The sequence below is a fragment of the Pseudoduganella sp. R-32 genome, assembly GCF_049913245.1.
Lineage (GTDB): Bacteria > Pseudomonadota > Gammaproteobacteria > Burkholderiales > Burkholderiaceae_D > Rugamonas.
Window position 1 is genome coordinate 2,313,264 of sequence record NZ_CP183987.1, and the last position, 24,641, is coordinate 2,337,904.

A 24,641-nucleotide genomic window follows, 5' to 3' on the forward strand; every position below is an offset into this window, starting at 1 on the left:
TTACTCTGTCAGATGGTGCCGGTTTAAACATAGGTGCGGCTTTGCGCTTCGCCGTCGAGGGCGCGTGAACCGCGATTGGAAAGCGTTTGTTCCGCATGGGCGGCGTCGCCCGCCTGGGCCAATTGCTCTCTGACGGCCACCACGAACTCTTCGCCGGTCGGCAGTTTGACTTTATATTGCGGCGTTCCTGGCTCGTGATCGATGACGATGCGGCCGAACTCGTCGCTGAGGCCATCCTCGACCTTGGCGTCGCCCTTGTACAGCTCGTAGGGGACGTTGGCGAAAGGCCGCCCGCCGGCGCGCGATCGAATGGTGTAGTGCAATTGCTCTGGTGTGGGCTTGAGGTCCTTGTCAACCAAGGTTGGCGGTGTCGCGTTTTGCGGCCCCACGAGGCTATGTTTTGCGGCGTGGGCGACGAAGTCCCCATTGGTACCATGCTCAATGCCACCGGCTTTATAGATGCTGTAGCTACCCCCGCCGATGATTTTCAGTTCTTCCTTGGCACTGATGGTGATGCGATTGGCAGTCATGCTGATATCGAGTTTGGCGAGCATGTGGATGTTGTGCTTCAGTGCCTGAATGTCGATATCGCCGCTGTAGGCTAGCAGTTTCATGCCCAAGTTCTCGACGAAGAGGCGGAAAGTCTGTTTGACGCTGGCGAACAGGCTGCCGCCGCTGGCGAGCGACAAGTTTTTGCCGGTCGTCAAGGCGGTATCCTGGTCGCTGGCGATGTGCGTGGACTGGGCGGTTGTTGTTGCGATGCCAGCGGGGCTGGCCAGCACCAGCAAGGGCTTGCTCAGTTCCGGGAAGGGGCCACTGCCACCCCGGATGGCGTCGTTTTGCTGCTGGATGCCAGCCGCCACGATGGCTTGTTGCTGTGCTTCCTGGGCACCAGCCTGCTGCGCCAGGTCAGCCAGCGCGGCATGGTTTTCGCTCGCCACGTCCAGTCGCCGGGCGGATTCACCCATGTCCTTCACAGTGCCGCGCGCGCGCTCGCGCGCTTCGGTCGAAACCAACATGCCGAGACCGGCCCGGATCACGCCCCAAGCACCGGTGGCGAGTTCAAACCCTTCGCCACGCGTATCTTTGCGTCCGGCATTGTCTTCGATGCGGGTGATCTTGCCGAGGCTGAGTTGGCTGTGCTGGTGATCGCTCTTGAGCTGGGCCTGGATGTTCTGGTTGGTGTCATCGAGGATCAGATGGTTGCTGCGTCCGCCGGCCTGATTGCCGCCGCCCGGTGCCAGCTCGCGGCTGCGCATGCCGGTCAGCGCTTGTTGTTCGGGCAGCTTCCACGCCGGCATATTGTCCTGGTTGCTGACGGCTCCCATGATGATGGGGCGGTCAGGTGAACCATCCAGCCACTGCACGACGACTTCGCTGCCGACCCTTGGCGTTGCGGGGCTGCCCAGTTGGCTGCCTGCCCATGGATTGACGACCCTGATCCAGGCCGAGCTGCGGTCGTCGTGCTGGCCAATCCGGTCCCAATGGAATTGCACGCGGACCCGTCCAAATTCGTCGACGTGGATGCTGTCGTTTCCGTTTGGCCCGACCACCGTCGCTGTCTGTGGCGCAAAGATTTTGGTGTCGATGCTGTTGAAGCTGCGTCCTGGCCGCCATGGAATCATCTTGCGGATGCAGCTCAGGCTATTTGCATACTCGACGGCGTACTCAGGCTCTTGCAAGTAATTATTGGTGGCTATGTGGCGAACCTGAAGAACCAGGAACTCGTTCTGGTTCGAGGTGGCGTTGCCGAAATCCGCAGTGTCATCGAAATGGCCGGTCAAATGGAAGGCGCGACCAGGCATCATGAAGCGGTTGTTACCAGCACCGTCAAAGTGCTTGCCAAGCGCTTCCATCTCTTGCATGCGCAAGGTTGCCAGACCATCGCCGTCCTGGTCTTTGAACCCGTAAGCGCCGGTGTATTCGTAAGATTCGATATCCAGCACCGAGCCTTGCTTGTTCAAGGTGGGAGCAGTGCTTTGCATTTGCGGGCTTTGCAAAGGGTTCTTGAAATCGTACTGGGACAAGCGGACGCTGCCCGGCATAACCTGGCGTGTGGGCGACCATTCGCCTATGCCGTCTTCTTCGGTGGCGCCGCCGTGGCGCTGGAAGGGGGCACTGCCGCTGCCGTCGATGGGGGCGGCAGCCGTGGAGTCGTCCGTCAGGATCAGCTTATGCCCGGTGCTGCTGTGCTCATACCAGTAAAGCAGGCCAGCAGCCTCCCATCGGCGGCTGAGGTAATTGTGGTCGCTTTCGGCAAACTGGCAGGCGTCTGTCATTTGCGGATCCATTCCGGCGACGCGCCAGTCCCAGTCGGGGAGGGCACCGTAGCTGCCCAGGATGGTTTCTGTCTGGCCGTGCAGGTTCTTGTTGTGGAAGAGGTAACTATTCTTACGCAGGCTCAGGTATTTCAGCCAGGGACCGAGCTGAGCCTCGTAAAATGCCACCGCTCCGTCGGTCCGCTTCAGGCGGAATGCAAAGCAGTAACCTGTGAAATAGCGCAGAGTGCCATCGCCCCTGACCAATTCGATGCAAAGGAGCTTTCCTTGAAGTTGTTTGAGTTCCAGGGTGGCGCTGCCTGAGAGGAGTTCGACAGTAAATTCGAAGTCCCGCGACAGGCCCTCGTCCGCGTCGAGGCGGTTTACCAGCAGTTGCGCGGCAGGGCCGTCTTTATGCGGGAAAGCCAGGCGCAAAATACGGTTGTGTTGAGGGGTACTAATGAGTTCCCTGAAACTCTGGATGAACTTACTCATGCATTTTCGGCCCAACCACGAAGGATTGGTGTTGCAAATTGACAATAGTTACAAACTTTACCACATTATCAAAAATCTTCGGGATGGGCAGCGGGCAATCGTGTGAGCCCAAGTGTATGTGGGTAAAAGGCTGTGGCGCCATGTAAAATAGCGGATTGTTTATTCGATTTTTAGGGCAAGAGCATGTCTATCCAATGGTTCCCCGGGCATATGAACGCCGCCAAGAAAAAGGCGGCGGAACAGATGGCCGACGTCGACGTCGTCATCGAAGTGGTTGACGCGCGCCTGCCTGCGGCCAGCTGCAATCCTCTTGTGGAAGAGCTGCGCAAATTCCGCTCGCGCCCTTGCCTGAAGATCCTGAACAAGATCGACCTGGCCGATCCCGATGCCACCGCGGCCTGGATTCGCCATTTCGAGCAGGACAAGACCGTCACTGCCTACGCGATGACGACCAAGAAGCCGTCCGACGTAGCCAAGGTGATCGCCAAGGCGCGCAAGCTGGCGCCGCACCGCAATGAGCCGACCAAGCCATTGCGCATGATGATCATGGGAATTCCCAACGTCGGCAAGTCGACCCTGATGAACGCGCTGCTCAAGCGCCGCGTGGCGAAGGTGGGCGACGAGCCGGCCGTCACCAAGCAGCAGCAGAAGATCTACCTGGATATGGAAACGGTGCTGATCGATACGCCGGGCCTGCTGTGGCCGAAGATCGAGATGCCGTCCGACGGCATGGCGCTGGCGGCCTCGCACGCGATCGGCGCCAACGCGCTGATCGAGGAAGAAGTGGCGGTTTGGCTGGCGGAAGAACTGTTGAAGCGCTATCCGGAATTGCTCAAGGCGCGCTACAAGGCCGACGTGTCGGCGATGGATGGCGTGGCGCTGATCGAACGCGTGGCGCAATTGCGCAGCTACCGCTTGAAGGGCGGCGACTGGGATTTCGAGAAGGCGTCGCATATGCTGCTGCAGGATTACCGCAGCGGCGCACTGGGTCGCATTTCGCTGGAAACGCCGGCCACCCGTGCCGAAGCGCTGGCAGTCCACGCGGAGGCCGAGCGCATCAAGGCGGAAGAGGCGGAGCGCAAGGCCGCAGAGAAGGAAGCAGAGCGCATGAAGGGCAAGCGCGGGACCTGAAACCGGTAAACCCGGGTCAGACCCACAGGGTCAGACCCGCCTGCTCACCTGCAAACTGGAAAGTCTCCAGCAGCAGCTGATTTGACCGGGTCAGACCCTTGGGTCTGACCCTGGTTTACCGGTTTTAGCCGAGCTTAAAGCTGGACACCGCCAGCGCCCCCATGAAACGGTCTTCGTGATACACCACTTCGGCGGCTGCATCCTCGGCCGCACCCACCACCACCATCAAAGGCAGCAAATGCTCTTCGCGCGGATGCGCCATGCGCGCGGCAGGCGCCCGTTCCCATTCCAGCAAGCGCGCCGTGCGTTCACCCGGTGCTGCCGCCATGGTCTCGCGCAACCACGCATCGAACAGGCGTGAAGCCTCTGCGCCAGCGGCGTTGAATGCGCGCAGGTTGTGGAAACTCAGGCCGCTGCCGACGACCAAAATACCCTCGTCGCGCAAAGGACGCAGCAAGCGGCCAATCTCCAGGTGCTCCGCCGGGTCCAGGCCGTGGCGCAGCGAAAGCTGCACGATCGGCACATCGGCTTCAGGAAAAGCGGGATACATGGCGCTGAACGTGCCATGGTCGAAACCGCGCTCCGGATCGAGGCGCGCCCGCCCGGCAAGCAGTCCTGCCACGCGTTCGGCCAGTTCCGGCGAGCCGGGGGCGGGGTACTGGATCTGGTAGGTATGCGGCGGAAAGCCGCCGTAGTCGTAGATCATCGGCGGCCTGGCCGACGATGAAACGAGGAAGTCGCGTCCCTCCCAATGGGCGGTGACGACCAGCAAGGCCTTCGGCTTGCCGCCGGCCTGGCGCGGCAAGTCGCGCAGCGATGCATCGAGTTGGTCGTAAGCGTTGCCGAACTGGTCACGCATCCAGGGCCATGGGCCGCCGCCGTGGGACAGGAAGAAGGTGGGCAAGGTAGTCATGCCCACCAATATACTCTGGTCAGCGATTCGTTGCAGACAGCGACATCAGCGCAAACAGGCGGGCGGCGCGCATCCACGCCATCGCCAGGGCGATCAGCTGTGCCAGCACGAACGCAGCTACCAATAGCGCGGCATTGCTGCCGGCCACATTCAGCCGTGCCACTGCCAGCACGGCCGCCAGCAGCAGGCCGCCCGCAGTCAGCGCCGTGTAGGCGCCCAGCATGGCCGCGGGCCGGCGCAAGAGAAGCTTGACGCCCCACCACCAGGCCTTGACGGCAGACGTGCGGCGGCGGTCGATCGCCAATTGGGCGCGCCCGGCATCGAGCGTCAGGTTGGCCAGCGCCACCAGCAGGGCTGTGACGACCGTGGCTGCCAGCTGCCAGCGTGCCGCATCGGCTTCCAGTACTGCCTTGCCGGCATAGTTCTCGGCAGCTTCCGCCAGCGCACCGCCCAGTGCAAACGCCACGCCCAGCGGCACGATCGCCCACAGCAGCATGCGGAACATGCGCGGGTATTCGGCGACCCCGCCTGCGCACAGTTCGCGCAGGGTGGCGGTTTGCTGCGCACGGCCGGCAGTGACGATGGCGCCGGTCAGGAACGGCGACAGAAGCAGGGTCAGGACCAAGGCAGCGATGCCGCCGGCTTGCAGCGAAACGGCGTTGCGCCGCAGTTCGGCGGATATGTCGGTGAAAGCGAGGCCGTCGAGCGCGCGCGCCAGTTCGGGGGCGTGCACCGAGTTGTCCAGCAGCGGCGCCAGGCTATTCCAGATGGGCAGGGCCAGCAGGGCTGTCGGCAGCAGCATGGCGATCAGCCAGATCAGCATCAGGCGCCATTGCAGGGCGGCGCGGGCGGCATGTTTGAGGTTGGTTGTCAGCTTCATACAGTGGCGATGAAAGAGAGCAGGGTCTGGATGATGGCGGCCAGGTCGAAGGTCCAGCGGCGCGAGGCGCTGCCGTCCTTCTTCAGGGTGCGGCTGTCATCGAGCTTGCTGACGTCGAGCAGGTGTTTGCCCTCAGGGTCGAGCTGGGCGGATACCGCTTTCACGGGCTTGGTCCACTCGTAGGTATGCCAGCGCTGTTCGCCGCCCCAGAACACGGTCTCCTTGCTGCCATCGGCGAAGGTGACCACCAGTGTTTGCGAGACATCGGCGCCGCGCCGGCGCACGGTGACCCGTGTCAGGTAGGGGAACGGGCCAGTGCCCGGCTTGGCTTCCGGGTTGGCCTTTTCCCATGCATCGCGCAGTTGTTCGACGTGCTGGTCGACCTGCTCTTCGCTCAAGTCGGCAAGCTTGCCGCCCTTCATTTGCCGGCCCGGCAGTGGCAGCACCTCTTCGCTGCTGAAGGAGGAAATGCGGTCATCCACGCGAGTGGTGGCGTAGACCTGCTGCGCGAAGACGGTTTCCACCAGCTGGCGCTGGCCGCTGACTTCTGCCAGCGTCTCACGGAAATCAGCCACGCTTGGGTGGCGGAATTTCCAGCGGCGGTAATACTCCTTGAAGGCGCGCTCCATGGTTTCCTTGCCCAGCTGCGCTTCCAGGTCGTGCATGACCAGGGTGGTGCGCGAATACACCGGGCCAATGCCTTGCAGGCGGGTATAGGCATTCTGGCCCAGCGGATCGGAGGGCTCGTCACGCGGCGTGCCCTGGCGTTCGAACTCGAAGCCCTTGATGGTGGGCGCAAATCCGATCGCGCGCAGGAACGGCGTCGTGAGGTAGGCCTTGCGGCCCGTATCGCGCAGCATGCGCTGGTTCCAGTACTCGTTCAGGCCTTCGTCCAGCATCGGCTCTTCGAACTCGTTGCTGGCGAGGATGCCGTAGAAGTAGCCATGGCCGAATTCGTGAATGGTGACGAAATCCAGCGCCGCCGATGCGAACGTGCCCGGCTTCAGGCCGGCAAAGTTGTCGACAGTGAAGAAGGTGGGGTACTCCATGCCGCCCGCTTCGCTGGCGTTATGCGGAGGAATGACCACAGTCACGGTTTTGTACGGATAGGGGCCGAGGGTCTTCGAGAAGTAGTCCAGCGAATCCTTGGTGGCCTGCAAGGCAGGCGCCGCGTTGGATGCGAATTCCGGCGGATAAAGCACGGTGATCTTCACTTGCGGGCTGCCGGGCCCGGTCCAGGTGCCGGTCAGCGGTGCCGCAGTGCGCTTGTCGGCGGTCCACGCGAAATCGTGCACGTCGCCCTGCACGAAATGGTGGGTCAGCTTGCCGTCCTTTTCCTGCGGGGCGCCCTGCAGTTCGCCGGTGGCTCCCACGGTATATTCCCTGGGGACGGTGAGCTTGACGTCATAGCTGCCAAAGTCCGCGTAATACTCGGATTCCGCGTGGTATTCATGCGCGTTCCAGCGCACCGCGGTGGCGCCCCGTTCGCCCGGCAGTTCCAGCACGGCGATCTTGGGGAACCATTGCGCCACCAGGTGGAAGCTGTCGAAGTAGCCGCTGCGCGCCATCACGCGCGGAAGCTGGTCGAAAAAGGCGATATCGAGCGTGGTGCTGGCGCCCGCTGCGACAGCCTGCGGCAGGTCAAGGCGCACCACGGTCTGGTCGGCCGCCGGGCCGCCGTCGGGATGCACGAAAGTCCACGGCACCTTGGCGCCGCCTTGCTGCACGCTGCGCAATTCCGTGTAGCCCCATTCTCCATCTTTGCTCAGGGCGCTGTTGCGAATGCCGCTGCCGGTTTTGCGCTCCTCGGTGTGGAAGGTGCTGTAGCCGTTCTGGAAGGCATTCAGGTACAGGTGCAGGTAGACGCTGCGCACCGGTTCGGCGCTGCGGTTGCGCCAGGTCAGGCGCTGCTTGCCGTCGATGGTGTGCTTGACCGGGTCCAGGCTGGCTTCGATCTGGTAGTCCACCACGCGGTCGGACAACGTGGCCTCCTGGCCGGTGCGGATGCCGCCCCAGGCGCCGGGAGCGCTGGGCTGCATGACGGCGGCCGCCTTGGCTGGCGCCAGTGCGATGCCGCTACCGGCTTCCGGCACGGTGGCGGACGTCGCGCCACCGGCCCACAGGCTGGCCTGGACCGCGACCCCGCCCAACAGGGCGGCCGCGGCCAAAAGGTGAGTGATGCGCATAAGACTCCATTAGGTTTTTTGCAACACCAAAATATAGCCCGGGTGGCGGCCGATTGCCAAACTTTTATGCCAACTTTAACCGGCGTATAATGGCGGCGCCTTGGTGCCCGCCTCCTGTTCATGGAGGCAGTTAAACGGGAAACGCAATGTGCTGCCCCCGCAACGGTACGCAAGCGCCGTCATTGAGACGGCAGGCCGCGCCAATTAGCCACTGCTGCTGCAGGAAGGTGGCCCGGTCAGTCTTGCCAGCCCGGATACCGGCCAGGGAGGTGGAAGCGCGCCCGCGCAGGGTTCGTCTTCTGTGGATTCCGGCTGCGGGGACGCAGGCGGATACTCTTTCTACTGATTTGCCATGACCTTCATCACTTCGCGCTGCGCCGTTGCCGCAGCGGTTGCCCTGTGCTTTGCCGCAGCGGCCCAAGCCCAATCGAACACCGTTGTCGTTTCCGGTTCCCGCTTCGCCAGCGATCCGTCGCTGCTGCCGATCGGCGCCACCACCATCACCGCGGCCGACATCCGCCGCGCCGGCGTGTCCGACGTCAACCAGGCGATCCGCAAGATCGGCGGCGTGTACGGCCGCCAGAGCCTGACCGGCAGCCCCGACTTCGGCCTCGACCTGCGCGGCTTCGGCACCAACAGCGACCAGAACGTGGTGATTGTGCTGGATGGCGTGCGCCTGAACGAAAACGAGCTGTCCAGCGCAACCCTGTCCACCATTCCGATCGACATGGTGGAGCGCATCGACATCATGCGCGGCGGCGCCAGCGTGCTGTATGGCGAAGGCGCCACCGGCGGCGTGATCCAGATCACCACCAAGCGCCCGCAAGCCGGCGAGCGCAGCGGCAATATGTTCACTGAGCTGGGCCAGTTTGACAGCGGCGAGGTGCGCGCCAGCGTGGCACAGGGCTTCGACGGCTTTGCCTTCGACGCGTCGGCCGGCCACCAGCGCTCCGACAACTACCGCGACAACAATGAATTCAAGCAGTCGCGCCTTGACGGCGGCGTGAAATTCAGCACCGGCGTGGGCAGCTTCTCGCTGCGTGCCGACATCGCGCGACAGGACCAGCGCTTCGCCGGCAGCCTGACGGAAGCGCAATTCAACGCCAATCCGCGCCAGACCCTGACCCCGAACGATTTCGGCAAGCTCGATAGCGACCGATATACCGCCGCCTGGGAGCACAAGGTAGGCGCCTTCGACCTGGCTGCGGAGCTGTCGCATCGCAAGAAGGAAGCGGAAGCCACTTACTTCAGTCCATGGGGCGTTTCCAGCTCCGCCTACGACACGAAGCAGACCCAGTTCTCGCCGCGCGTGCGCCACCTTGGCCAGTTCGACGGCATGCTGAATGAACTGGTCGCCGGCTTTGACTTCGGCCGCTGGAACCGCGTCACCACCGCGTCCTTCTCCGCCGCCGACGCCAGCCAGCGCAGCAAGGCTTTCTACCTGCGCGACGAAATGAAGTTCTCCGGCCCGCAGCAATTCCGCCTGGCCGCCGGCGTGCGCCGCGAACTGTTCGACAAGGATTCGATCGATCCAGTGCCATTCACCACCGCCACCTACAGCGTGAAGCAAGCCAACAACGCCTGGGAAGTGCAGGGCAGCATGCTTGCCGCGCCGGGCCTGACAGCGTGGGCCAAGATTGGCCAGAGCTACCGCGTCGCCAACTCCGACGAGAACGGCTTCACTCCGCAGGCCAACAAGCCGCTGGAAACCCAGACTTCGCACGATGCTGAAATCGGCCTTGGTTATGCGCAGGGCGCCGCCAAGCTTGACGCGCGCATTTTCCGCCACAACCTGGACAACGAGATCTATTACGACCCGACCGCAGGCATGTTCGGCGCCAACACCAACCTGGCGCCAACCCAGCGCAAGGGCTTCGAGCTCGATGGCAGCTACCGCTTCGCGCCGGAATGGCAGGTGCAGGGCCACTTCCAGCAGGTGGATGCCGAGTTCCGCTCCGGTCCGAACGCCGGCCGCGAACTGGCGCTGGTGCCGAAGAACATCCTGACCGTGCGCCTGGCCTGGCTGCCGTCCGACGGCCAGAGCGCCGACATCGGCGTGCAGCGCGTCGGCAAACAGCGCTACGGCAGCGATTTCGACAACAGCTGCGACGCCCGCATGCCGGCGTACACCGTGGTCGATGGCCGCTACGCGCGCAAGTTCGGCCAATGGGAACTGGCTGTGACCGCGCTGAACATGTTCGACAAGGAGCATTTCAGCCAAGCCTTCAGCTGCCGCGCAGGCATCTACCCGAACAGTGGCCGTCAACTGAAAGTATCGGCACGCTACGACTTTTAAGCGCTTAAAACAGGCTTAAAAATGCCCCGTTGGCGCCTTTTTGGCCCACGGGGCTGATCACGGCGCGCAAAAAATGGTAATCTCGCGGCGTTTACCATTTACCTGTAAGGATGACCATGCGTTTGCTGCGACTGCTGCTTGCTTCTGCCGCCCTGATGTTCACCGCTGCCGGCGCCTATGCCGCCGAGCCGAAACAAGGCGTTGACTATACGGTTCTCGACACCCCGGTGCGCACCGAAGCCCAGGGTAAAAAGGTCGAGGTGGTCGAGTTCTTCATGTTCACTTGCCCGCACTGCAATGCGCTCGAACCGCGCATGTCGGCCTGGGTCAAGCAGAACGCCGACAAGATCCACTTCCGCCGCATCCACTTTGCCCGCGGTGAAAAAGACGTGCTGGCACGCGCCTACGTCACCCTGGAAACCATGGGCACGCTGGAACCAGCCAGCCAGAAGCTGTTTGACGCCATCCACAAAGAGCACAAGCGCCTGATGCGCGAGGACGACGTGACCGCCGTGGTGGTAAGCGCCGGCGTCGACAAGGCCAAGTACGAAAGCGTCTACAAATCCTTCAGCGTCGAGTCTAAAATGAAGCGCATGGAGACCATCATCGCCCAGTACAAGGTGGACAGTGCGCCAACCCTGGTGATCGATGGCCGTTACGTGACTTCCCCATCAATGGCCGGTCGTCCAGGCCAGCCGGAAGACCAGTCCCAGGCAGCCGCCCTGGCAGTTGCGGACTACCTGGTAGCCAAGGCTGCAGCGACCAAGAAGTAAGACATGGATCAACGTGAAGAAGGCGTGATGCGTGCGTTCCGGGAGTCGGCCCCTGATGAGGCCGGCCTGGTGCAGCGCACCTGGGTCAACCATTTTGCCTGGACGCTGGTGGTCCTGTTGTCCGGGCTGGTGTTCTGGCTCGTGGTGGCCGTGGTGAATGCCGAAAACCAGCGCAATGCGCTGGCCAATATGCAATGCCGCGACCGCGTCTTCAAGGAAGAGATCGACCGCCAGTGCATGCTGAGCGTGCAGTCACGCGAGCACTGGTGGCAGCACCTGGTCTACGCAATGAAGCACACCAAGCCCCAGAAATAAAAAAAATGGGGACGTACCCCATTTTTTTAATCAGGCTGTGACGTCGAGGTTGGCGAGTTGGCGCTTGAAGAGCTGTTCCTGCACGCGGATATCGTCGCCGTTGTAGCCGTCGTAAGCGCGGGTGGTGCGCGACCATACTTCCGGCATCACCTGCTCGATCAGGTTGCGGCCGGCATCGGTGAGGGTAATCATCACGCAGCGGCGGTCGCCCGGGCGGTTGCCGCGGGTGATCAGGCCTTGCGCTTCCAGGTCGTTGCAGACCCTGGTCAGGTTGGCCGGCTTTTCCATGCAGGCTTCGCCCAGGTTGGACGCCGTCGAAGTTTCATTCTCCGACCCATACAGCACCGCCAGCACCATGTAGCTGGCATCGACCAGGTCATACTTGCGCAACACCGAATTCGCCAGGTCCTTCATGCGTTTCTGGACGTGATAGGTCATGCGCAGCAGGCGTACCAGGTCTTCCGGGAATTCCGGGATGCGAGTATGAATATTTTTCAGGCGCTTATTGGTTGCGTCAAAACTACTCATTCTGCAGGCACTCCTGTGCAATTTGTTCAAGCCTGAATTGTACTAGTGTTGACCTAAGGTAAATGCCTTTTTGATCTGTATCAAACCCCAAACGAAAGCTTCGGTGACGCTCGGGTTGCGTCTTTTTTGAAAGTTACATATTGGGAAAACCTTATACTTAAAGGGGAAATTTGGTGCAAGCCGGATACGGCCGAAGATGTTTCAGCTTTATTGCCCATGTAACATAGTGTTGGCAACTTCCAACACTGCGCCGCTTGGCCCCTGTTTTCGTTAGATTATTGGAAACAGGAGGACACCATGTCAGGAACCAGTACCCTCGACCCGGACAATATGCCAGCCCAGCCTGACCGCGAAGTCAGCAAGGGCCATGGCACCGGGGCCCTTGGCCCCAGCGATTCGTCCGATTCCGGCAGCGACCTGCAAGGCGCGCGCCCGCCAGGGCCCGGCGACACTGAACTCGACAGTGATTCCGATGCCCAGGGCACCGGCGAACGCGCCAGTGTCGGACGCGATACGCCGGCCCCGGATGGCGGCGATATCGATGTCGACCATGTCGAATCGCTGCCCGACGCCAAACGCCAGGAACACGACGACGTCGAGCGCGGCAGCTAAAGGCTGTTGCTACAAGACTACAACCCACCCCGGCAGGGCGGGCCGGAAGAGGCACGAACGCGCTTTCTCCTCTGGGCCGCGCCGCTCCTCGATATCAAAACTGGTATTAAAGTCGGAAAAGATTTAATTGGATTGCATCCCGCTTGATCCCCTACATTCGGTTTTAACAAAAACCAACTCAGGGAGACCGCAAATGCAACACCAGTTAAATTTGAAAACCACCGTCGCCTGCATGCTGGCCACTGGCCTGCTGAGCAGCGCATCGGTCTGGGCGCAGGAAGCCGCCCAGGCCAATCCTGACGTCGTCGCCGAGAAGAAGGAAGCGACTGACAACGCGACCGTGATCGTCACCGGCGTCAAGGCATCGATGATCAAGAGCCTGGCGATCAAGCGCACCAGCGACCAGGTCCTGGAATCGGTCGTTGCCGAAGACATCGGCAAGCTGCCCGATAATAATGTCGTTGAAGCGCTGCAGCGCGTGACAGGGATTCAGGTCACCAACCGTTCCGGCGGCGAAGTCGGCACCTTGTCCATCCGTGGCCTGCCGGACGTGCAAACCACCTGGAACGGCCGCAACATCTTTACCGCGTCGGGCACCCAGGTCGCGCTCCAGGACATTCCTTCGACCCTGGTGCGCCAGATCGACGTCTACAAGACGCGCGACGCCAGCCAGTTGGACACCGGCATTGCAGGCCAGGTTGACGTCAAGTCGCTGCGGCCGTTCGATTTCAAGGGGCCAAAAGCTTCGCTGTCGGTGCGTGAAACCTATCTCGATCCCGCGAAAAAGGCGAACCCGCAGCTCAGCGGCATGTTAAGCAACCGCTGGCAAACCGGCGTCGGCGAAATCGGCGCCCTGGTCAATCTGTCGGTCAACAAGACGAATTACCGCAATGAAAGCGTGACCCCGGGCGCCATGGTGCCGTTCACCAGCCCCAATGCCGGCGAAGTTCCCCCAGGTTACATCCCGTTGCAGCGCATCTTCGATAATAAGATCTGGACGCCAGGCACCCATGCCGGCTTGCCGATGGCCGAGGGTTCAACGCTGGATTTCAACGGCAAAGCTTATCCTTACTACCTCGCGCGTGACGCCGTTTTCCAGAGCGACACCCACGGGGAGCGAAAGCGTCCGGCCGCCAATATCGCCTTGCAGTGGAAACCGAACGCCGATTCGGTCTACACCTTCGAATCGATGTACAACGGTTATCGTGACAAGTCCTTCAACCGCTTGCTGTTCAGCTTTGTTGACTGGTGGGGGGATCTCGGCAGCAATCCTGCGGGGACCATTACGACGTACCCGGGAACCAACGTTATCAAGAGCCGTCAAGTCAATAACGTCTATGGCTTCAACAGCGGCGACTACACCACATCGGCAACCGATTCTCGCATATATGCCCTGAACGGCAAGTGGGACCTTGGCGATCGCCTGAGGCTGGAAGGCGACCTGTCGTACCAATCCAGCACCTATCACTCGGAATTCACGGCCACCCGGATTGATCGCGTTGCACCGTCGATCAACGTCAACTTCAATGACGGCGGCAACAATACCGCCTTCCATTTCAACAACGATGCCGACCTGGCCGACCCGGCCAAGTGGAATGTTGCGCAGTTCTACGATAACGCCAACCGCAACAAGGGCAGCGCCGCGACGGCCAACCTGTCGGGCGTCTACGATGCCAACTGGGGTGCGCTGGAGACGATCCAGTTCGGCGTGCGCTTCGACGACCGCAAGGCGTCGGAGGCCAACCGGACGCAATCGGGCAATCTGGGCCGCACGCTCGCCTCGCTGGGCCCGGCGTATTCCTCCACCAACTCGAACTTCGGCACGGACATTTCGGACGTTCCGCGCTCATGGGTGGAGCCGAATGCTTATTACATCCGCGACCACATCGACGACTGGCGCAAGCTCTATAACTCGGTCGATGCCAACTTCCTGACGACAGACAAACTGAGCCTGCAGAAGACGTTCGAGGTCGATGAAAAGACGAACAACCTCTTCCTGATGGGGAATACCCAGAACGAATTGTTCGGCCGTCGCCTGCGCGGCAATTTCGGCGTGCGCTACGTCAAGGTCGATACCGACATGACCTTCTATAAGGTTGATCCCACCACCAAGGCGGTCTCGTCGTCTACTGCCAGCAAGTCGACTAGCAAGGTCCTGCCTAGCATGACCCTGATTTATGACGCATCCAAGGACGTGGTGACGCGCTTCAACTATGGTGAAACCCTGCGCCGCCCGAAGTTCAGTGACCTCAACCCTATCCTGCAGCTCAACGACGATGTTTCGAAGGTGGGTTATGGCTCGGGCAGCGGCGGCAATCCGGACCTGAAACCGACGCATTCCAAGAACTTCGACCTGACGGCCGAGTGGTATTTCCAGAAGGACAGCGCACTCTACGGCACGCTGTTCAAACGCAAGATCGACGGCTTGACCGTAGACTTGCGCCACAAGGTTCACGTCGATCCGGCGAACGACCCATTCCGCAACTCGACCGCGGGCGGCGACCATACGAACGGCTATGACTACGTCATCAACTCGCCGGTCAACGCCTCCAACGGCACGATCAAGGGCGCCGAGCTCGGCTTCATTTACTTCCCGAAGGGGCTGCCGAGCCTGCTGGACGGCCTGGGCGTCCAGGGCAGCTATACGCGACTGACCTCGTCGCAAAACGTGCCTGACGCCAATGATGCCGGCGTCATCGTCTCGCAACTCGAAACGCCGTTCTTCGGCGTGTCCAAGAGCTCCTACAACGCCACCCTGGCGTACGAAAAGGGCCCGGTCAGCGCGCGCTTGTCCTATGTCTGGCGCTCCGGCTTCCTGGACCGCAATGAAGCCGCCTTGTTTGCCAATCCGATTGGTATCTGGCGTCATCCGGAAAAGAGCGTGGACATGCAGATCTCGTACAAGATCAACGACAACATGTCGTTCGATATCAGTGGCGTCAACTTGACGAACGAAATGCAGCAGCAGTACTACCACTTCGGCAATGCGGGTAACGCGCAGTTGACCAATTTCGGCACGGTGCAGATCGGACGTTCGGTTTCGGCAGCGTTGCGTTGGAGGATGTAAGGCTAGACGGTCAAGAAGACCCCCTAGCCACGCAGGGCGTTGCTCGGTTCACACCGGCAACGCCCTTTTTCATGCACTCGGCCGGTCCCGGCGCTGGTGCAGGTGATCTGCCGCCAGCGGGACCGCAGGGTTCTCCTCCGCGCTCGCGAGGTAGATCGGCGTAACCTCAAGCAGCGTGTCGATTGCGACCCGCAGCTTGGCGGGCATGTAGGGAGTATGGGGCCACACCAGGTGCATGCGCGAGGCTTCCATTTCTCCGCAATCGAACAGCACCTTCAGTTCGCCCCGTTTCACGTACGGGGCCACCAGCCAGCAGGGCAGCCATGCCAGACCCATGCCGCGCGCTGCCGCGTCGGCAATCACCTGCAAGTCATCCACCAGCATGCGCTGCCGCGGCAGCAAGTCGTGCGTGCGGCCGTCCGGCATGGCGACCGTCCATTCTTTCACCACGCGTCCGCGCGAGTACAGGATGCCATCGCGCTCGCAGACTTCCTGGATGTCCTGCGGTTCGCCGTGCGCCTGCAGATAGGAGGGCGCGGCGCAGATCAGCATGCGCTGCTGGCCCAGGGGGCGCGCAGCCAGGCTGGTACTGTTCGGCAGCGGACCGACGCGCAGGCCGAGATCGAAGCCTTCATCCAGCAAGTCCACCACCCGGTCGCTGAACGAGATATCGATGGTCAGTTGCGGGTAGCGCTGGGCCAGGTCCATCATCAGCGGCGCCACGAACTGCCGGCCGAACAGCACCGGCACGCTGATGCGCAAGCGGCCGGTCGGCTCGCTGCGGCCGGTACCGATGCAGGCTTCGCCCGCATCCAGTTCGGCAAGAGCGCGCACGCAGCGCTCGTAATAGGACTGGCCCGCTTCGGTCAGGGCCTGGCTGCGCGTGGTGCGATGGAACAGGCGCACGCCCAGCCGTTCTTCCAGCCGCGCGATGGCCTTGGCCACGGCGGAGCGGGTCTGGTGCAGCCGCGTGGCCGCCGCCGAAAAACTGCCTGCCTCCACGGCCTGCACGAAGACGTTGATGCCATTCAGGCGTTCATTCATATTGATTCCTTTTGGGCGACAATCTGTCGATGAAACTCCACCACTGTGGATAACGTGGAAACTATATAGTTCTTCTCACTTAACCACAACTTGTAAGGAGATCCAAATGCATGCATACCAAATCACCCCCGGCGGCGGTATCGACAGCCTGGAAGCCGTCAAGCTGCCGAAACGTGAACTGCAATACCACGAGGTTCGCGTAAAGGTGCGCGCGGTTTCGCTGAACTATCGCGACCTGATGGTGGCGCAGGGCACTTACCCGACCAGCGGCGAAGGTGCAGTGGTGCCGGGTTCCGACGCGGCCGGTGAAGTGGTCGAGGTAGGCCCGGGCGTTGAACGATTCCGCGTCGGCGACCGCGTAGCGACCGCGTTTTTCCCTGAGTGGGAAGAAGGCAAGGTCACGCCGGGCAAGACGGCGGTGACGCTGGGGGCGGGCAGCAATGGCGTGCTGTCGGAAGAACTGGTGATCAAGGAAGGCGGCCTGGTTGCCGTGCCGGCGCACCTGAGTTATGAGGAAGCGGCGACCCTGACCTGCGCCGGCGTCACAGCCTGGAATGCGTTGTTCGTGGAAGGCGGCGTGAAAGCCGGCGACACCGTGCTGTTGCTGGGCACCGGCGGCGTGTCGGTGTGGGCGCTGCAACTGGCCAAGGCGGCAGGCGTGCGCACGATCGTCACCTCGTCCAGCGACACCAAGCTGGAACGGGCACGCGCCTTGGGCGCCGACGTGTTGATCAACTACCGCAAGACGCCTGAATGGCAGGACGAAGTGCTGCGCGCCACCAACGGCGAAGGCGTCGACCTGGTGCTGGAAGTGGGTGGCCAGGATACGCTGGCGCGCTCGATTGCCTCGGCCGGCATGGGCGGCAAGGTGGCAGTGATTGGCGGCCTGGGGGGCGGCTTCGAAACCAGCGTTCAACTGCTTGGCATTGTCATTGGCGGCAAGAGCATGAGCGGCATTTACGTCGGCAGCCGCAAGATGCAGGAAGACTTGTCGCGGCTGGTCTCCCAGCGCAACATCAAGCCGGTGGTGGACCGCGTGTTCGACATCCACGAGGCGCGCGAAGCCTACCAGCACCTCGCATCCGGCAACCACTTCGGCAAGGTCGTGATCAGCGTCAAGCCGCGCTATTGATCCTTCAATTCGGGGTCAGGTCTGTCATTTGGACACGCGTGCAGTTTGTTTGACAAATCTCAATACGCAAATTCCGTGGAATTAGCGTATTGAGAAATATCAAATGAGAGCGCTAGCTGTCCGAATGACAGACCTGACCCCGAATTTGACCCCGAATTTGGTCGAAAAAAAGCCCGCTCGTAGCGGGCTTTCGATGGGCGAACAACCGCGATCAAGCAAAGTTCTGGGCCACGAAGTTCCAGTTCACCAGGTTCCAGAAGGTTTCAACGTACTTAGGACGTGCGTTGCGGTAGTCGACGTAGTAGGCGTGTTCCCATACGTCGCAGGTCAGCAGCGGCTTGTCGGCGCCGGTCAGCGGAGTGGCGGCGTTGGAGGTGTTGACGATCTCGACCGAGCCGTCAGCCTTCTTCACCAGCCAGGTCCAGCCGGAACCGAAGTTGCCCACGCAGGACTTGGTGAATTCTGCCTTGAAGTTGTCGAAGGAGCCGAACTTGGCGTTGATGGCGTCAGCCAGGGCACCAGCTGGTGCGCCGCCGGCGTTGGGAGCCATGCAGTTCCAGTAGAAGGTGTGGTTCCAAACCTGGGCTGCGTTGTTGAACACGCCGCCGGAAGACTTCTTCACGATCTCTTCCAGGGACAGGTTTTCGAACTCGGTGCCCTTGATCAGGTTGTTCAGGTTGGTGACATATGCCTGGTGATGCTTACCGTAGTGGAATTCCAGGGTTTCCTTGGAGATGTGCGGCTGCAGTGCGTCCATCGCATACGGCAGTGGTGGCAGGGTATGTTCCATGAATGTTTCCTTTTGATTGAGACGAAAAGTTATTTTTGCCGAAACGGCCACTATTCTAATACGAACGCTAGGTAAGCGTCGGTTGCACGTTGGCCACGCCGATTTGGGCGCTGCCTTCGGCCAGGCGGACGCCCAGCGGCTGCCCCGGTTGGATATGCGCCGGGTCGCGCAGTACGGCGCCGGCGGCATCGGTGACGATGGCGTAGCCGCGTTCCAGCGTGCGCTGGGGATTCAGTAATTCCAGTTGCGCCGACAGCGCATTCAGGGCATCGCGCCGCTGCAGCAGTTGCGCACGCATGCTGGCGCCGGCGCGATGCTGCAAGGCTTCCATTGCGGCACGTGCCTTGCTCGCGTCGGGCTTGCGCGCGGCCAGGCGGCCGGCCAGCCGGTCGACCGTGAAGCGGGCCTGCTGCAGCGGGTTGCGCGTGGCGTGCATCATGGCGGTGGACAGGCTTTGCAACTGCATGCGCTGCTGGGCGATGCGGGCCGTCGGGCTGAGCAGGCGGCGCTGCAGGTTGTCCAGCGTCTGCGTGGCGTCGCTGAGGGCGCGGCGCATGGCGCGGCGCAGGTCGGTGGCGTCGGCGCGCAATGAACCGAGCCAGTCGGCACGCGGCGTTGCTGCCAGTTCGGCTGCGGCGGTTGGCGTGGCGGCACGCACGTCGGCGGCGAAGTCGCAGATGGTGAAGTCGGTTTCGTGGCCAACTCCGGACACTACAGGGACATTGCAATTGGCGACGGCGTAAGCGACCACTTCTTCATTGAAGCACCACAGGTCTTCCATGCTGCCCCCACCACGCACCACCAGCAGCACGTCGCATTCGGCACGGCGCGAGGCAGTTTCGATGGCGGCCGCAATCTGGGCGCCCGCTTGCTGGCCCTGCACCAGGGCAGGGTAGAGCACTACGTTGACATGCGGCGCCCGGCGGTGCAACGCAATCAGCACGTCGCGCAGGGCGGCTGCCTGGGGGCTGGTGACGATGCCGATGGTGCGCGGGAACAGGGGCAGGGCGCGTTTGCGCTCGGTGTCGAACAGGCCCGCCGCCGCCAGGCGCTCCTTGAGGCGCTGAAAGGCTTCGAACAGGGAGCCGACGCCGGCCCGACGGATTGCTTCTACATTGATCTGGTAGTCGCCGCGTGGCCCGTACAGGGTGACCAGGGCCCGCACCTCGACCTTGTCGCCTTCGCGCGGCACGAAGCCGGCGTACTGGGCGCGGCCGCGGAACATGACGGCGCGCACCTGGGCGGCATCATCTTTCAGGGTGAAATACCAATGGCCCGAACTGGCGCGCGTGAAATTCGAGATTTCCCCAGATATCCACTGCAAGGGGAATGAGCGCTCCAGCAGGCGCGCGACTGCCTGGTTGAGGGCGCTGACTGAAATGACCTGGTTGGGTTCGGGGCTATTGATCATGGACCTGTCCACACTTTTTGAAAGCGGTCATGCTTATGTCATATATCACTTCATATCGCAAGTATTTTTTGTAAACACATGATTATTAAGGGTAAACGCCAATGCCACATAAGCGGGCAATTGTTGAATTTCCTTATAGATCAAGGACTTTGCGATAGCGCGTGGCTGTTACGCACAAAGATATCCACAGAATGTGTGAGGAACTTCTCCGCCCGAAGCCTTGCGTGATGAAAATGTTTGCAGGGTAACTTTCATTTTAGAAATCAACGACTTGGCACTCCAGTCTGTCCCTTGCTAACAATTTTATCCACAGAAGCTGTGGGGAAAAACGCTGCCTAAATTTTCAGCTCGAAGTGATTGTCTTTCCATATCAAAGACTTGCGCTACCTCCTGTGGCCTTGCTCACACTTTTGTCCACAGAATTTGTGTATTTCGCTGAAAATGTGTCTGGAATGCATCGGGAAATCAGCGTGCGAGATTTTTACGCACGGCAAGAAAACCCTTATAGATCAAGTACTTTACCGCTCGAGCATAGCCTTGCTAACAATCTTATCAACAGAATATGTGAAGAAGTGCACAGATGGGGAAAAGCAGGAAAAGTGCCAATGCGCATTTTTTGTGCTTGAGAATAATTCGCTTTCCTTTCAAAGGCTTAGCATATAAAAGCCACCATTCCCCACAATTTTGTCCACAGAATATGTGTAGAACTGCGCTGAGCGAAGCTGATGAAAATTTTTGCATTAGGAAAAATCATAAACAAATCATGGGTTTAGGGTGAATTAGTTGGATTGCCAACAATGTTGTCCACAGAAAATGTGAAGAATGCGCACACTTGCCTGATAGCTCTCGACACGCTACATTGCGCGTTTAGGTTTTCTTTCTTAGGAGTATGTCTTGCTCGCAATTTTCCAGGCCGCCGGCTGGCCTATCTGGCCTCTGCTGATCGCTTCCATCGTTGCCCTTGCTCTGATCGTTGAGCGCCTGATGTATCTGCGCCGTTCGCGCATCATTCCGAAGACACTGCTGGACGAGGTGGTTCGCGTCTATCGCAGCGGAAACATCAATAACGACATCATCACCAAGCTGGAAAAATCGTCCCAGCTGGGCGTTGTTCTTTCGGCAGCGTTGCGTAATGTCAACGCCCCACGCGATGTGATGAAAGAGTCGATTGAAGAGGCGGGCGGCGCCGTGGCGCACGAGCTGGAGCGCTTCCTGACCACCCTCGGCACCATCGCTACCCTGGCACCGCTGATGGGCCTGTTCGGTACCGTGGTCGGCATGATCGAGATCTTCGGTTCGCAGAATTCCGCCGGCGCCAACCCTGCGCAACTGGCGCACGGTATTTCGGTGGCGCTGTACAACACCGGTTTCGGCCTGGCAATCGCGATGCCGACCCTGGTGTTCTATCGCCACTTCCGCGCCCTGGTTGACTCCTTCGTCATCGACATGGAGCAGCAGGCGGTCAAGTTCGTGGACGTGGTCCACAACTCCCGCAAGTAAGCGAGGGATCAGTTTATGGCGATGAATTTCCGCCGAGGCCAGAAGCGCGAAGATCCCGAGATCAACCTGATCCCGTTTATCGACGTGCTGCTGGTGATCCTGATCTTCCTGATGATCACCACCACGTACAGCAAGTTCACCGAGCTGAAAATCACCTTGCCGACCGCCGATGCGGAAAAGACGGTGGAGCAGCCGAATGACCTGAATGTGACAGTGGATGCCAAGGGCAACTACACCATCAACGGCACGCCGGTTGCGTTCCACGACGTAGCCGGCCTGGCCGAGCAGATGAAGGCTGCCACCAAGGATGCCAACCCGATTGTCAAGATCAACGCCGACCAGTTCGCGATGCACCAGATGGTGATCAACGTGATGGAAGCGGCGCGCGTGGCTGGCTTCGAGCGCGTGACCTTCGAGGCACAGACCGCCCAGGCCAGGTAATGGCCTCTTCCCTCGAGACGACGTTCTCGCGCGAGTGGTTGCGGCGGGGCGCGCTGGCATGCGTGCTCTGGCCCTTGTCCCTGCTGTTCCGGGGGCTGGCCGCCGTGCGCCGCGGCCTGTATGCGCTTGGCGTCTCGCACGCCGAGCGCTTGCCGGTGCCGGTCGTCGTCGTGGGGAATATCTTCATTGGCGGTACGGGAAAGACGCCGCTGACCATCTGGTTGGTCGATGCGCTGCGTGCGGCCGGTTTCCGGCCGGGCGTTGTGTCGCGAGGCTTCGGCAGCACGGATGCCGCGCCGCGCGAAGTCAGCGCCGTGTCGACGCCGGCCGAGGTGGGCGACGAACCAGTCCTGATTGCCGCCCGCACCGGCTGCCCGGTTTTCGTTGGCCGTGCGCGTGCGGCGGCAGGCGAGGCGCTGCTGGCGGCTTACCCCGAAGTCAACATTATCGTCACGGATGACGGCTTGCAGCATTACGCCCTGGCGCGCGACATCGAAATCGTGCTGTTTGACGGCAGGGGAGTTGGCAATGGCTGGACGCTGCCAGCCGGGCCGCTGCGCGAGGCGCCGTCCCGCAAACGCGATTTCACCGTGGTCAACGCGCCCGAACTGACGGCAGCGCTGTGCACCGCCATTGCGCCACCCGGCGCCGCCCGCGGTGGCGCACCGGCTGCTCCCTGGCAGATGCGCCTCGCCGGCGACGTTGCAGAACGGCTGGCTGAGCGCAGCGAGCGCATGACGCTGGCCGAACTGGCCCGCCGTGCGGGGCAAGGCGACGGGCTGCGCGTGGCCGCAGCGGCAGGCATCGGCAATCCGGGCCGTTTTTTTGCCATGCTGCGCACCGCGGGACTTGAGCCGCAGGAGTTGCCGCTCCCCGATCATCACGACTTTAAAGACCGCCCGTTCGCGAATGTCGAGGCCGACTTTATTCTGGTGACGGAGAAGGATGCAGTAAAATGCTGGCAAATTGAAGAACTACGCAACGATCCAAGAATCTGGGTCGTTCCAGTCAGCGCCCGCATCGACGCGGCGCTGGCCGATCAAATTGTGGAGAAACTACGTGGACGCACGCCTGCTTGATATCCTGGTCTGCCCTGTGTGCAAGGGCCCTCTGGAGTACGACAAAAAAGCCCAGGAAATGATTTGCAAAGGCGACCGCCTGGCATACCCGATCCGCGACGGCATCCCGATCATGTGGGCCGACGAAGCGCGCTCCCTGCCAGACACCACGGAGTAAACGGTGTCCTTTATCGTCATCATCCCGGCCCGCCTGGCCTCGACCCGCCTGCCCAACAAGCCCCTGGCCGACCTGGGCGGCAAGCCGATGGTGGTGCGCGTGGCCGAGCGCGCGAAGGAAGCCGGCGCGGCCCGCATCGTTGTCGCCACCGACCACGCCTCTATCAAAGAAGCCTGCGAACAGCATGGCATCGAAGCTTTCATGACCCGTGCCGACCACCCGTCCGGCACTGACCGCATCGCCGAAGTGGCGCGCGCCATGAATTTGCCGGCAAACGCCGTCGTGGTCAACCTGCAGGGCGACGAGCCCCTGATCGAGCCGCAACTGCTGCAGGCTGCCGCCGCCCGCATCGGCGCCGACGTGCCGATGTCCACCTGCGCACACCCGCTGCACGACGTGGCGGACGCCTTCAACCCGAACGTGGTGAAGGTGGTGCTGGACAAGCAGGGCCGCGCATTGTATTTCAGCCGTGCCACCATCCCGTGGCACCGCGATGCCTTCGCCAAGGACAAGTCGGCCCTGCCGGCCGGCTACGTGCCCTTGCGCCATATTGGGCTGTACGCCTATAGAAACGACTTCCTGCAGGCCTATCCGGCGCTGGAAGTGTCGCCGCTGGAAGGGATTGAAGCCCTGGAGCAGCTGCGCGTACTGTGGCATGGATACCCCATTGCCGTACACGTGACCGATTCCGCCCCGGCGGCCGGTGTGGACACCCCGGAAGACCTGGCGCGTGTACAAGCACTCTACAAAAGTGGCGGATAAGCCAACTTCTGTGGTAAGTTTCTAGCAAGGTGGCTAAGGCATCATCAAAAATTATTATTAAATCGTTTAGGAACATTCATGCGTCTCATTCTGTTAGGAGCACCAGGAGCCGGTAAGGGCACCCAGGCCAACTTCATCAAGGAAAAGTACAACATCCCTCAGATTTCCACCGGCGACATGCTGCGTGCGGCAATCAAGGAAGGTACTGAACTGGGCCTGGCCGCTAAAAAAGTGATGGACGCGGGCCAACTGGTTTCGGACGACATCATCATCGGCCTCGTGAAAGACCGCCTGAAAGCGGCCGATTGCGCCAATGGCTACCTGTTTGACGGCTTCCCGCGTACCACCGCGCAAGCCGACGCGATGAAGGACGCAGGCGTCAAAATCGACTACGTGCTGGAAATCGCCGTACCGGACGACCAGATCGTCGAACGCATGAGCGGCCGCCGCAGCCACCCGGCTTCGGGCCGTGTGTACCACGTCAAATTCAATCCTCCTAAAGTCGAAGGCAAGGACGATGTCACCGGCGAAGACCTGGTGCAGCGCGACGACGACAAGGAAGAAACCGTCAAGAAGCGCCTGGACGTCTACCACAACCAGACTGAAGTCCTGCTTGGCTACTACGGCGAGTGGGCCAAATCGGGCCAGCCTGGTGCGCCGAAATATCGCAAGATCGAAGGCGTTGGTCCAGTCGAAGAGATTCGCGACCGTGCGTTCGCGGCTCTGAACAGCTAATACTTATGAAGCGGGCTCCTGGCCCGCTTTTTTCAAACCGGTACGCGACAGTCGCGTCGCAAGTGTCAGACCCTGCGGGTCTGACACTGGTCTACCGGTTTGGCGGCCCCCTGGCCGTGAAGTGTCAAAGTTTTGC

At 61.2% G+C, this 24,641-nt stretch carries 21 protein-coding genes and 1 riboswitch; of the genes, 13 read left to right on the forward strand and 8 right to left on the reverse strand.

Annotation, left to right across the window (positions count from 1 at the left end; all coding sequences use genetic code 11):
• Positions 1-23 precede the first annotated feature (23 nt).
• Complete coding sequence (locus ACN9MU_RS10610) at positions 24-2,753, reverse strand: type VI secretion system Vgr family protein (protein ID WP_426170451.1); 2,730 nt, start codon at positions 2,751-2,753, stop codon at positions 24-26.
• 183 nt (positions 2,754-2,936) lie between these two features.
• On the opposite strand from ACN9MU_RS10610, the gene ylqF reads away from it, so the two are divergent.
• On the forward strand, positions 2,937-3,884 hold the full coding sequence (ylqF, locus tag ACN9MU_RS10615; RefSeq protein ID WP_426322239.1) for a ribosome biogenesis GTPase YlqF: 948 nt from the start codon (positions 2,937-2,939) through the stop codon (positions 3,882-3,884).
• A gap of 124 nt (positions 3,885-4,008) precedes the next feature.
• Here the strand turns inward: ylqF and ACN9MU_RS10620 are convergent, their stop codons facing one another.
• From ACN9MU_RS10620 to ACN9MU_RS10630, 3 genes are read right to left on the reverse strand one after another with little or no spacing between them, the layout of a single operon-like run.
• Positions 4,009-4,797 carry a DODA-type extradiol aromatic ring-opening family dioxygenase gene (locus ACN9MU_RS10620; protein ID WP_426322241.1) on the reverse strand — a complete coding sequence of 263 codons (789 nt, stop codon included), beginning with the start codon at positions 4,795-4,797 and terminating at the stop codon, positions 4,009-4,011.
• A gap of 19 nt (positions 4,798-4,816) precedes the next feature.
• Positions 4,817-5,677 (reverse strand): hypothetical protein, encoded by an 861-nt coding sequence (locus ACN9MU_RS10625; protein WP_426344552.1) that lies wholly within the window; start codon positions 5,675-5,677, stop codon positions 4,817-4,819.
• Positions 5,674-7,863, reverse strand: a complete 2,190-nt coding sequence (locus ACN9MU_RS10630) for a M1 family metallopeptidase (RefSeq protein ID WP_426344553.1) — start codon at positions 7,861-7,863, stop codon at positions 5,674-5,676. The genes ACN9MU_RS10625 and ACN9MU_RS10630 overlap by 4 nt, the downstream gene beginning before the upstream one ends.
• Positions 7,864-7,947: 84 nt before the next feature.
• Positions 7,948-8,143: riboswitch (cobalamin riboswitch) on the forward strand.
• 72 nt (positions 8,144-8,215) lie between these two features.
• Here ACN9MU_RS10630 and ACN9MU_RS10635 point away from each other — a divergent pair.
• The 3 genes from ACN9MU_RS10635 (at position 8,216) to ACN9MU_RS10645 (ending at position 11,247) form a co-directional block, all read left to right on the forward strand.
• Positions 8,216-10,159, forward strand: coding sequence for a TonB-dependent receptor (locus ACN9MU_RS10635; protein WP_426344554.1), 1,944 nt, complete (start codon positions 8,216-8,218; stop codon positions 10,157-10,159).
• A 116-nt stretch (positions 10,160-10,275) separates the two neighbouring features.
• Positions 10,276-10,932 (forward strand): thiol:disulfide interchange protein DsbA/DsbL, encoded by a 657-nt coding sequence (locus ACN9MU_RS10640; protein WP_426170461.1) that lies wholly within the window; start codon positions 10,276-10,278, stop codon positions 10,930-10,932.
• 3 nt (positions 10,933-10,935) lie between these two features.
• Positions 10,936-11,247, forward strand: a complete 312-nt coding sequence (locus ACN9MU_RS10645; protein WP_426170463.1) for a hypothetical protein — start codon at positions 10,936-10,938, stop codon at positions 11,245-11,247.
• A gap of 30 nt (positions 11,248-11,277) precedes the next feature.
• Here the strand turns inward: ACN9MU_RS10645 and ACN9MU_RS10650 are convergent, their stop codons facing one another.
• On the reverse strand, positions 11,278-11,775 hold the full coding sequence (locus ACN9MU_RS10650; protein WP_130314940.1) for a transcriptional regulator, SarA/Rot family: 498 nt from the start codon (positions 11,773-11,775) through the stop codon (positions 11,278-11,280).
• Between the two features lie 297 nt (positions 11,776-12,072).
• Here ACN9MU_RS10650 and ACN9MU_RS10655 point away from each other — a divergent pair, with 297 nt between their 5' ends.
• Positions 12,073-12,387 (forward strand): hypothetical protein, encoded by a 315-nt coding sequence (locus ACN9MU_RS10655; RefSeq protein WP_426322250.1) that lies wholly within the window; start codon positions 12,073-12,075, stop codon positions 12,385-12,387.
• A 193-nt stretch (positions 12,388-12,580) separates the two neighbouring features.
• Complete coding sequence (locus ACN9MU_RS10660; RefSeq protein ID WP_426337284.1) at positions 12,581-15,454, forward strand: TonB-dependent receptor; 2,874 nt, start codon at positions 12,581-12,583, stop codon at positions 15,452-15,454.
• Between the two features lie 69 nt (positions 15,455-15,523).
• Here ACN9MU_RS10660 and ACN9MU_RS10665 read toward each other — a convergent pair whose 3' ends face one another.
• The gene (locus ACN9MU_RS10665) at positions 15,524-16,498 is read right to left on the reverse strand and encodes a LysR family transcriptional regulator (protein ID WP_426337285.1); all 975 of its coding nucleotides are present in this window, start codon (positions 16,496-16,498) and stop codon (positions 15,524-15,526) included.
• A gap of 106 nt (positions 16,499-16,604) precedes the next feature.
• Here ACN9MU_RS10665 and ACN9MU_RS10670 point away from each other — a divergent pair, with 106 nt between their 5' ends.
• Positions 16,605-17,630 (forward strand): zinc-dependent alcohol dehydrogenase family protein, encoded by a 1,026-nt coding sequence (locus ACN9MU_RS10670; RefSeq protein ID WP_426170469.1) that lies wholly within the window; start codon positions 16,605-16,607, stop codon positions 17,628-17,630.
• A gap of 211 nt (positions 17,631-17,841) precedes the next feature.
• Here ACN9MU_RS10670 and sodB read toward each other — a convergent pair whose 3' ends face one another.
• Together sodB and xseA are read right to left on the reverse strand one after the other, a co-directional pair.
• Positions 17,842-18,420, reverse strand: coding sequence for a superoxide dismutase [Fe] (gene sodB / locus ACN9MU_RS10675; protein ID WP_426170471.1), 579 nt, complete (start codon positions 18,418-18,420; stop codon positions 17,842-17,844).
• Positions 18,421-18,487: 67 nt separating this feature from the next.
• Positions 18,488-19,831: an exodeoxyribonuclease VII large subunit gene (gene xseA / locus ACN9MU_RS10680; RefSeq protein WP_426344555.1), complete on the reverse strand. Its 1,344-nt coding sequence runs from the start codon at positions 19,829-19,831 to the stop codon at positions 18,488-18,490.
• 894 nt (positions 19,832-20,725) lie between these two features.
• Here xseA and ACN9MU_RS10685 point away from each other — a divergent pair.
• The 6 genes from ACN9MU_RS10685 (at position 20,726) to adk (ending at position 24,505) form a co-directional block, all read left to right on the forward strand.
• Positions 20,726-21,331 carry a MotA/TolQ/ExbB proton channel family protein gene (locus ACN9MU_RS10685; protein WP_426170474.1) on the forward strand — a complete coding sequence of 202 codons (606 nt, stop codon included), beginning with the start codon at positions 20,726-20,728 and terminating at the stop codon, positions 21,329-21,331.
• A gap of 21 nt (positions 21,332-21,352) precedes the next feature.
• A complete protein-coding gene (locus tag ACN9MU_RS10690) occupies positions 21,353-21,772 on the forward strand; it encodes an ExbD/TolR family protein (protein ID WP_057260354.1) in 420 nt (139 codons plus the stop codon).
• A complete protein-coding gene (gene lpxK, locus ACN9MU_RS10695; RefSeq protein WP_426344556.1) occupies positions 21,772-22,851 on the forward strand; it encodes a tetraacyldisaccharide 4'-kinase in 1,080 nt (359 codons plus the stop codon). Before ACN9MU_RS10690 ends, lpxK begins: the two co-directional genes overlap by 1 nt.
• On the forward strand, positions 22,832-23,008 hold the full coding sequence (locus tag ACN9MU_RS10700) for a Trm112 family protein (RefSeq protein WP_082507565.1): 177 nt from the start codon (positions 22,832-22,834) through the stop codon (positions 23,006-23,008). Before lpxK ends, ACN9MU_RS10700 begins: the two co-directional genes overlap by 20 nt.
• A gap of 3 nt (positions 23,009-23,011) precedes the next feature.
• Positions 23,012-23,770, forward strand: a complete 759-nt coding sequence (gene kdsB, locus ACN9MU_RS10705) for a 3-deoxy-manno-octulosonate cytidylyltransferase (protein WP_426170477.1) — start codon at positions 23,012-23,014, stop codon at positions 23,768-23,770.
• A 78-nt stretch (positions 23,771-23,848) separates the two neighbouring features.
• Entirely contained in the window at positions 23,849-24,505 is a 657-nt protein-coding gene (adk, locus tag ACN9MU_RS10710; protein ID WP_426170479.1) for an adenylate kinase, read from the forward strand.
• The last annotated feature ends 136 nt before the right edge of the window (positions 24,506-24,641 follow it).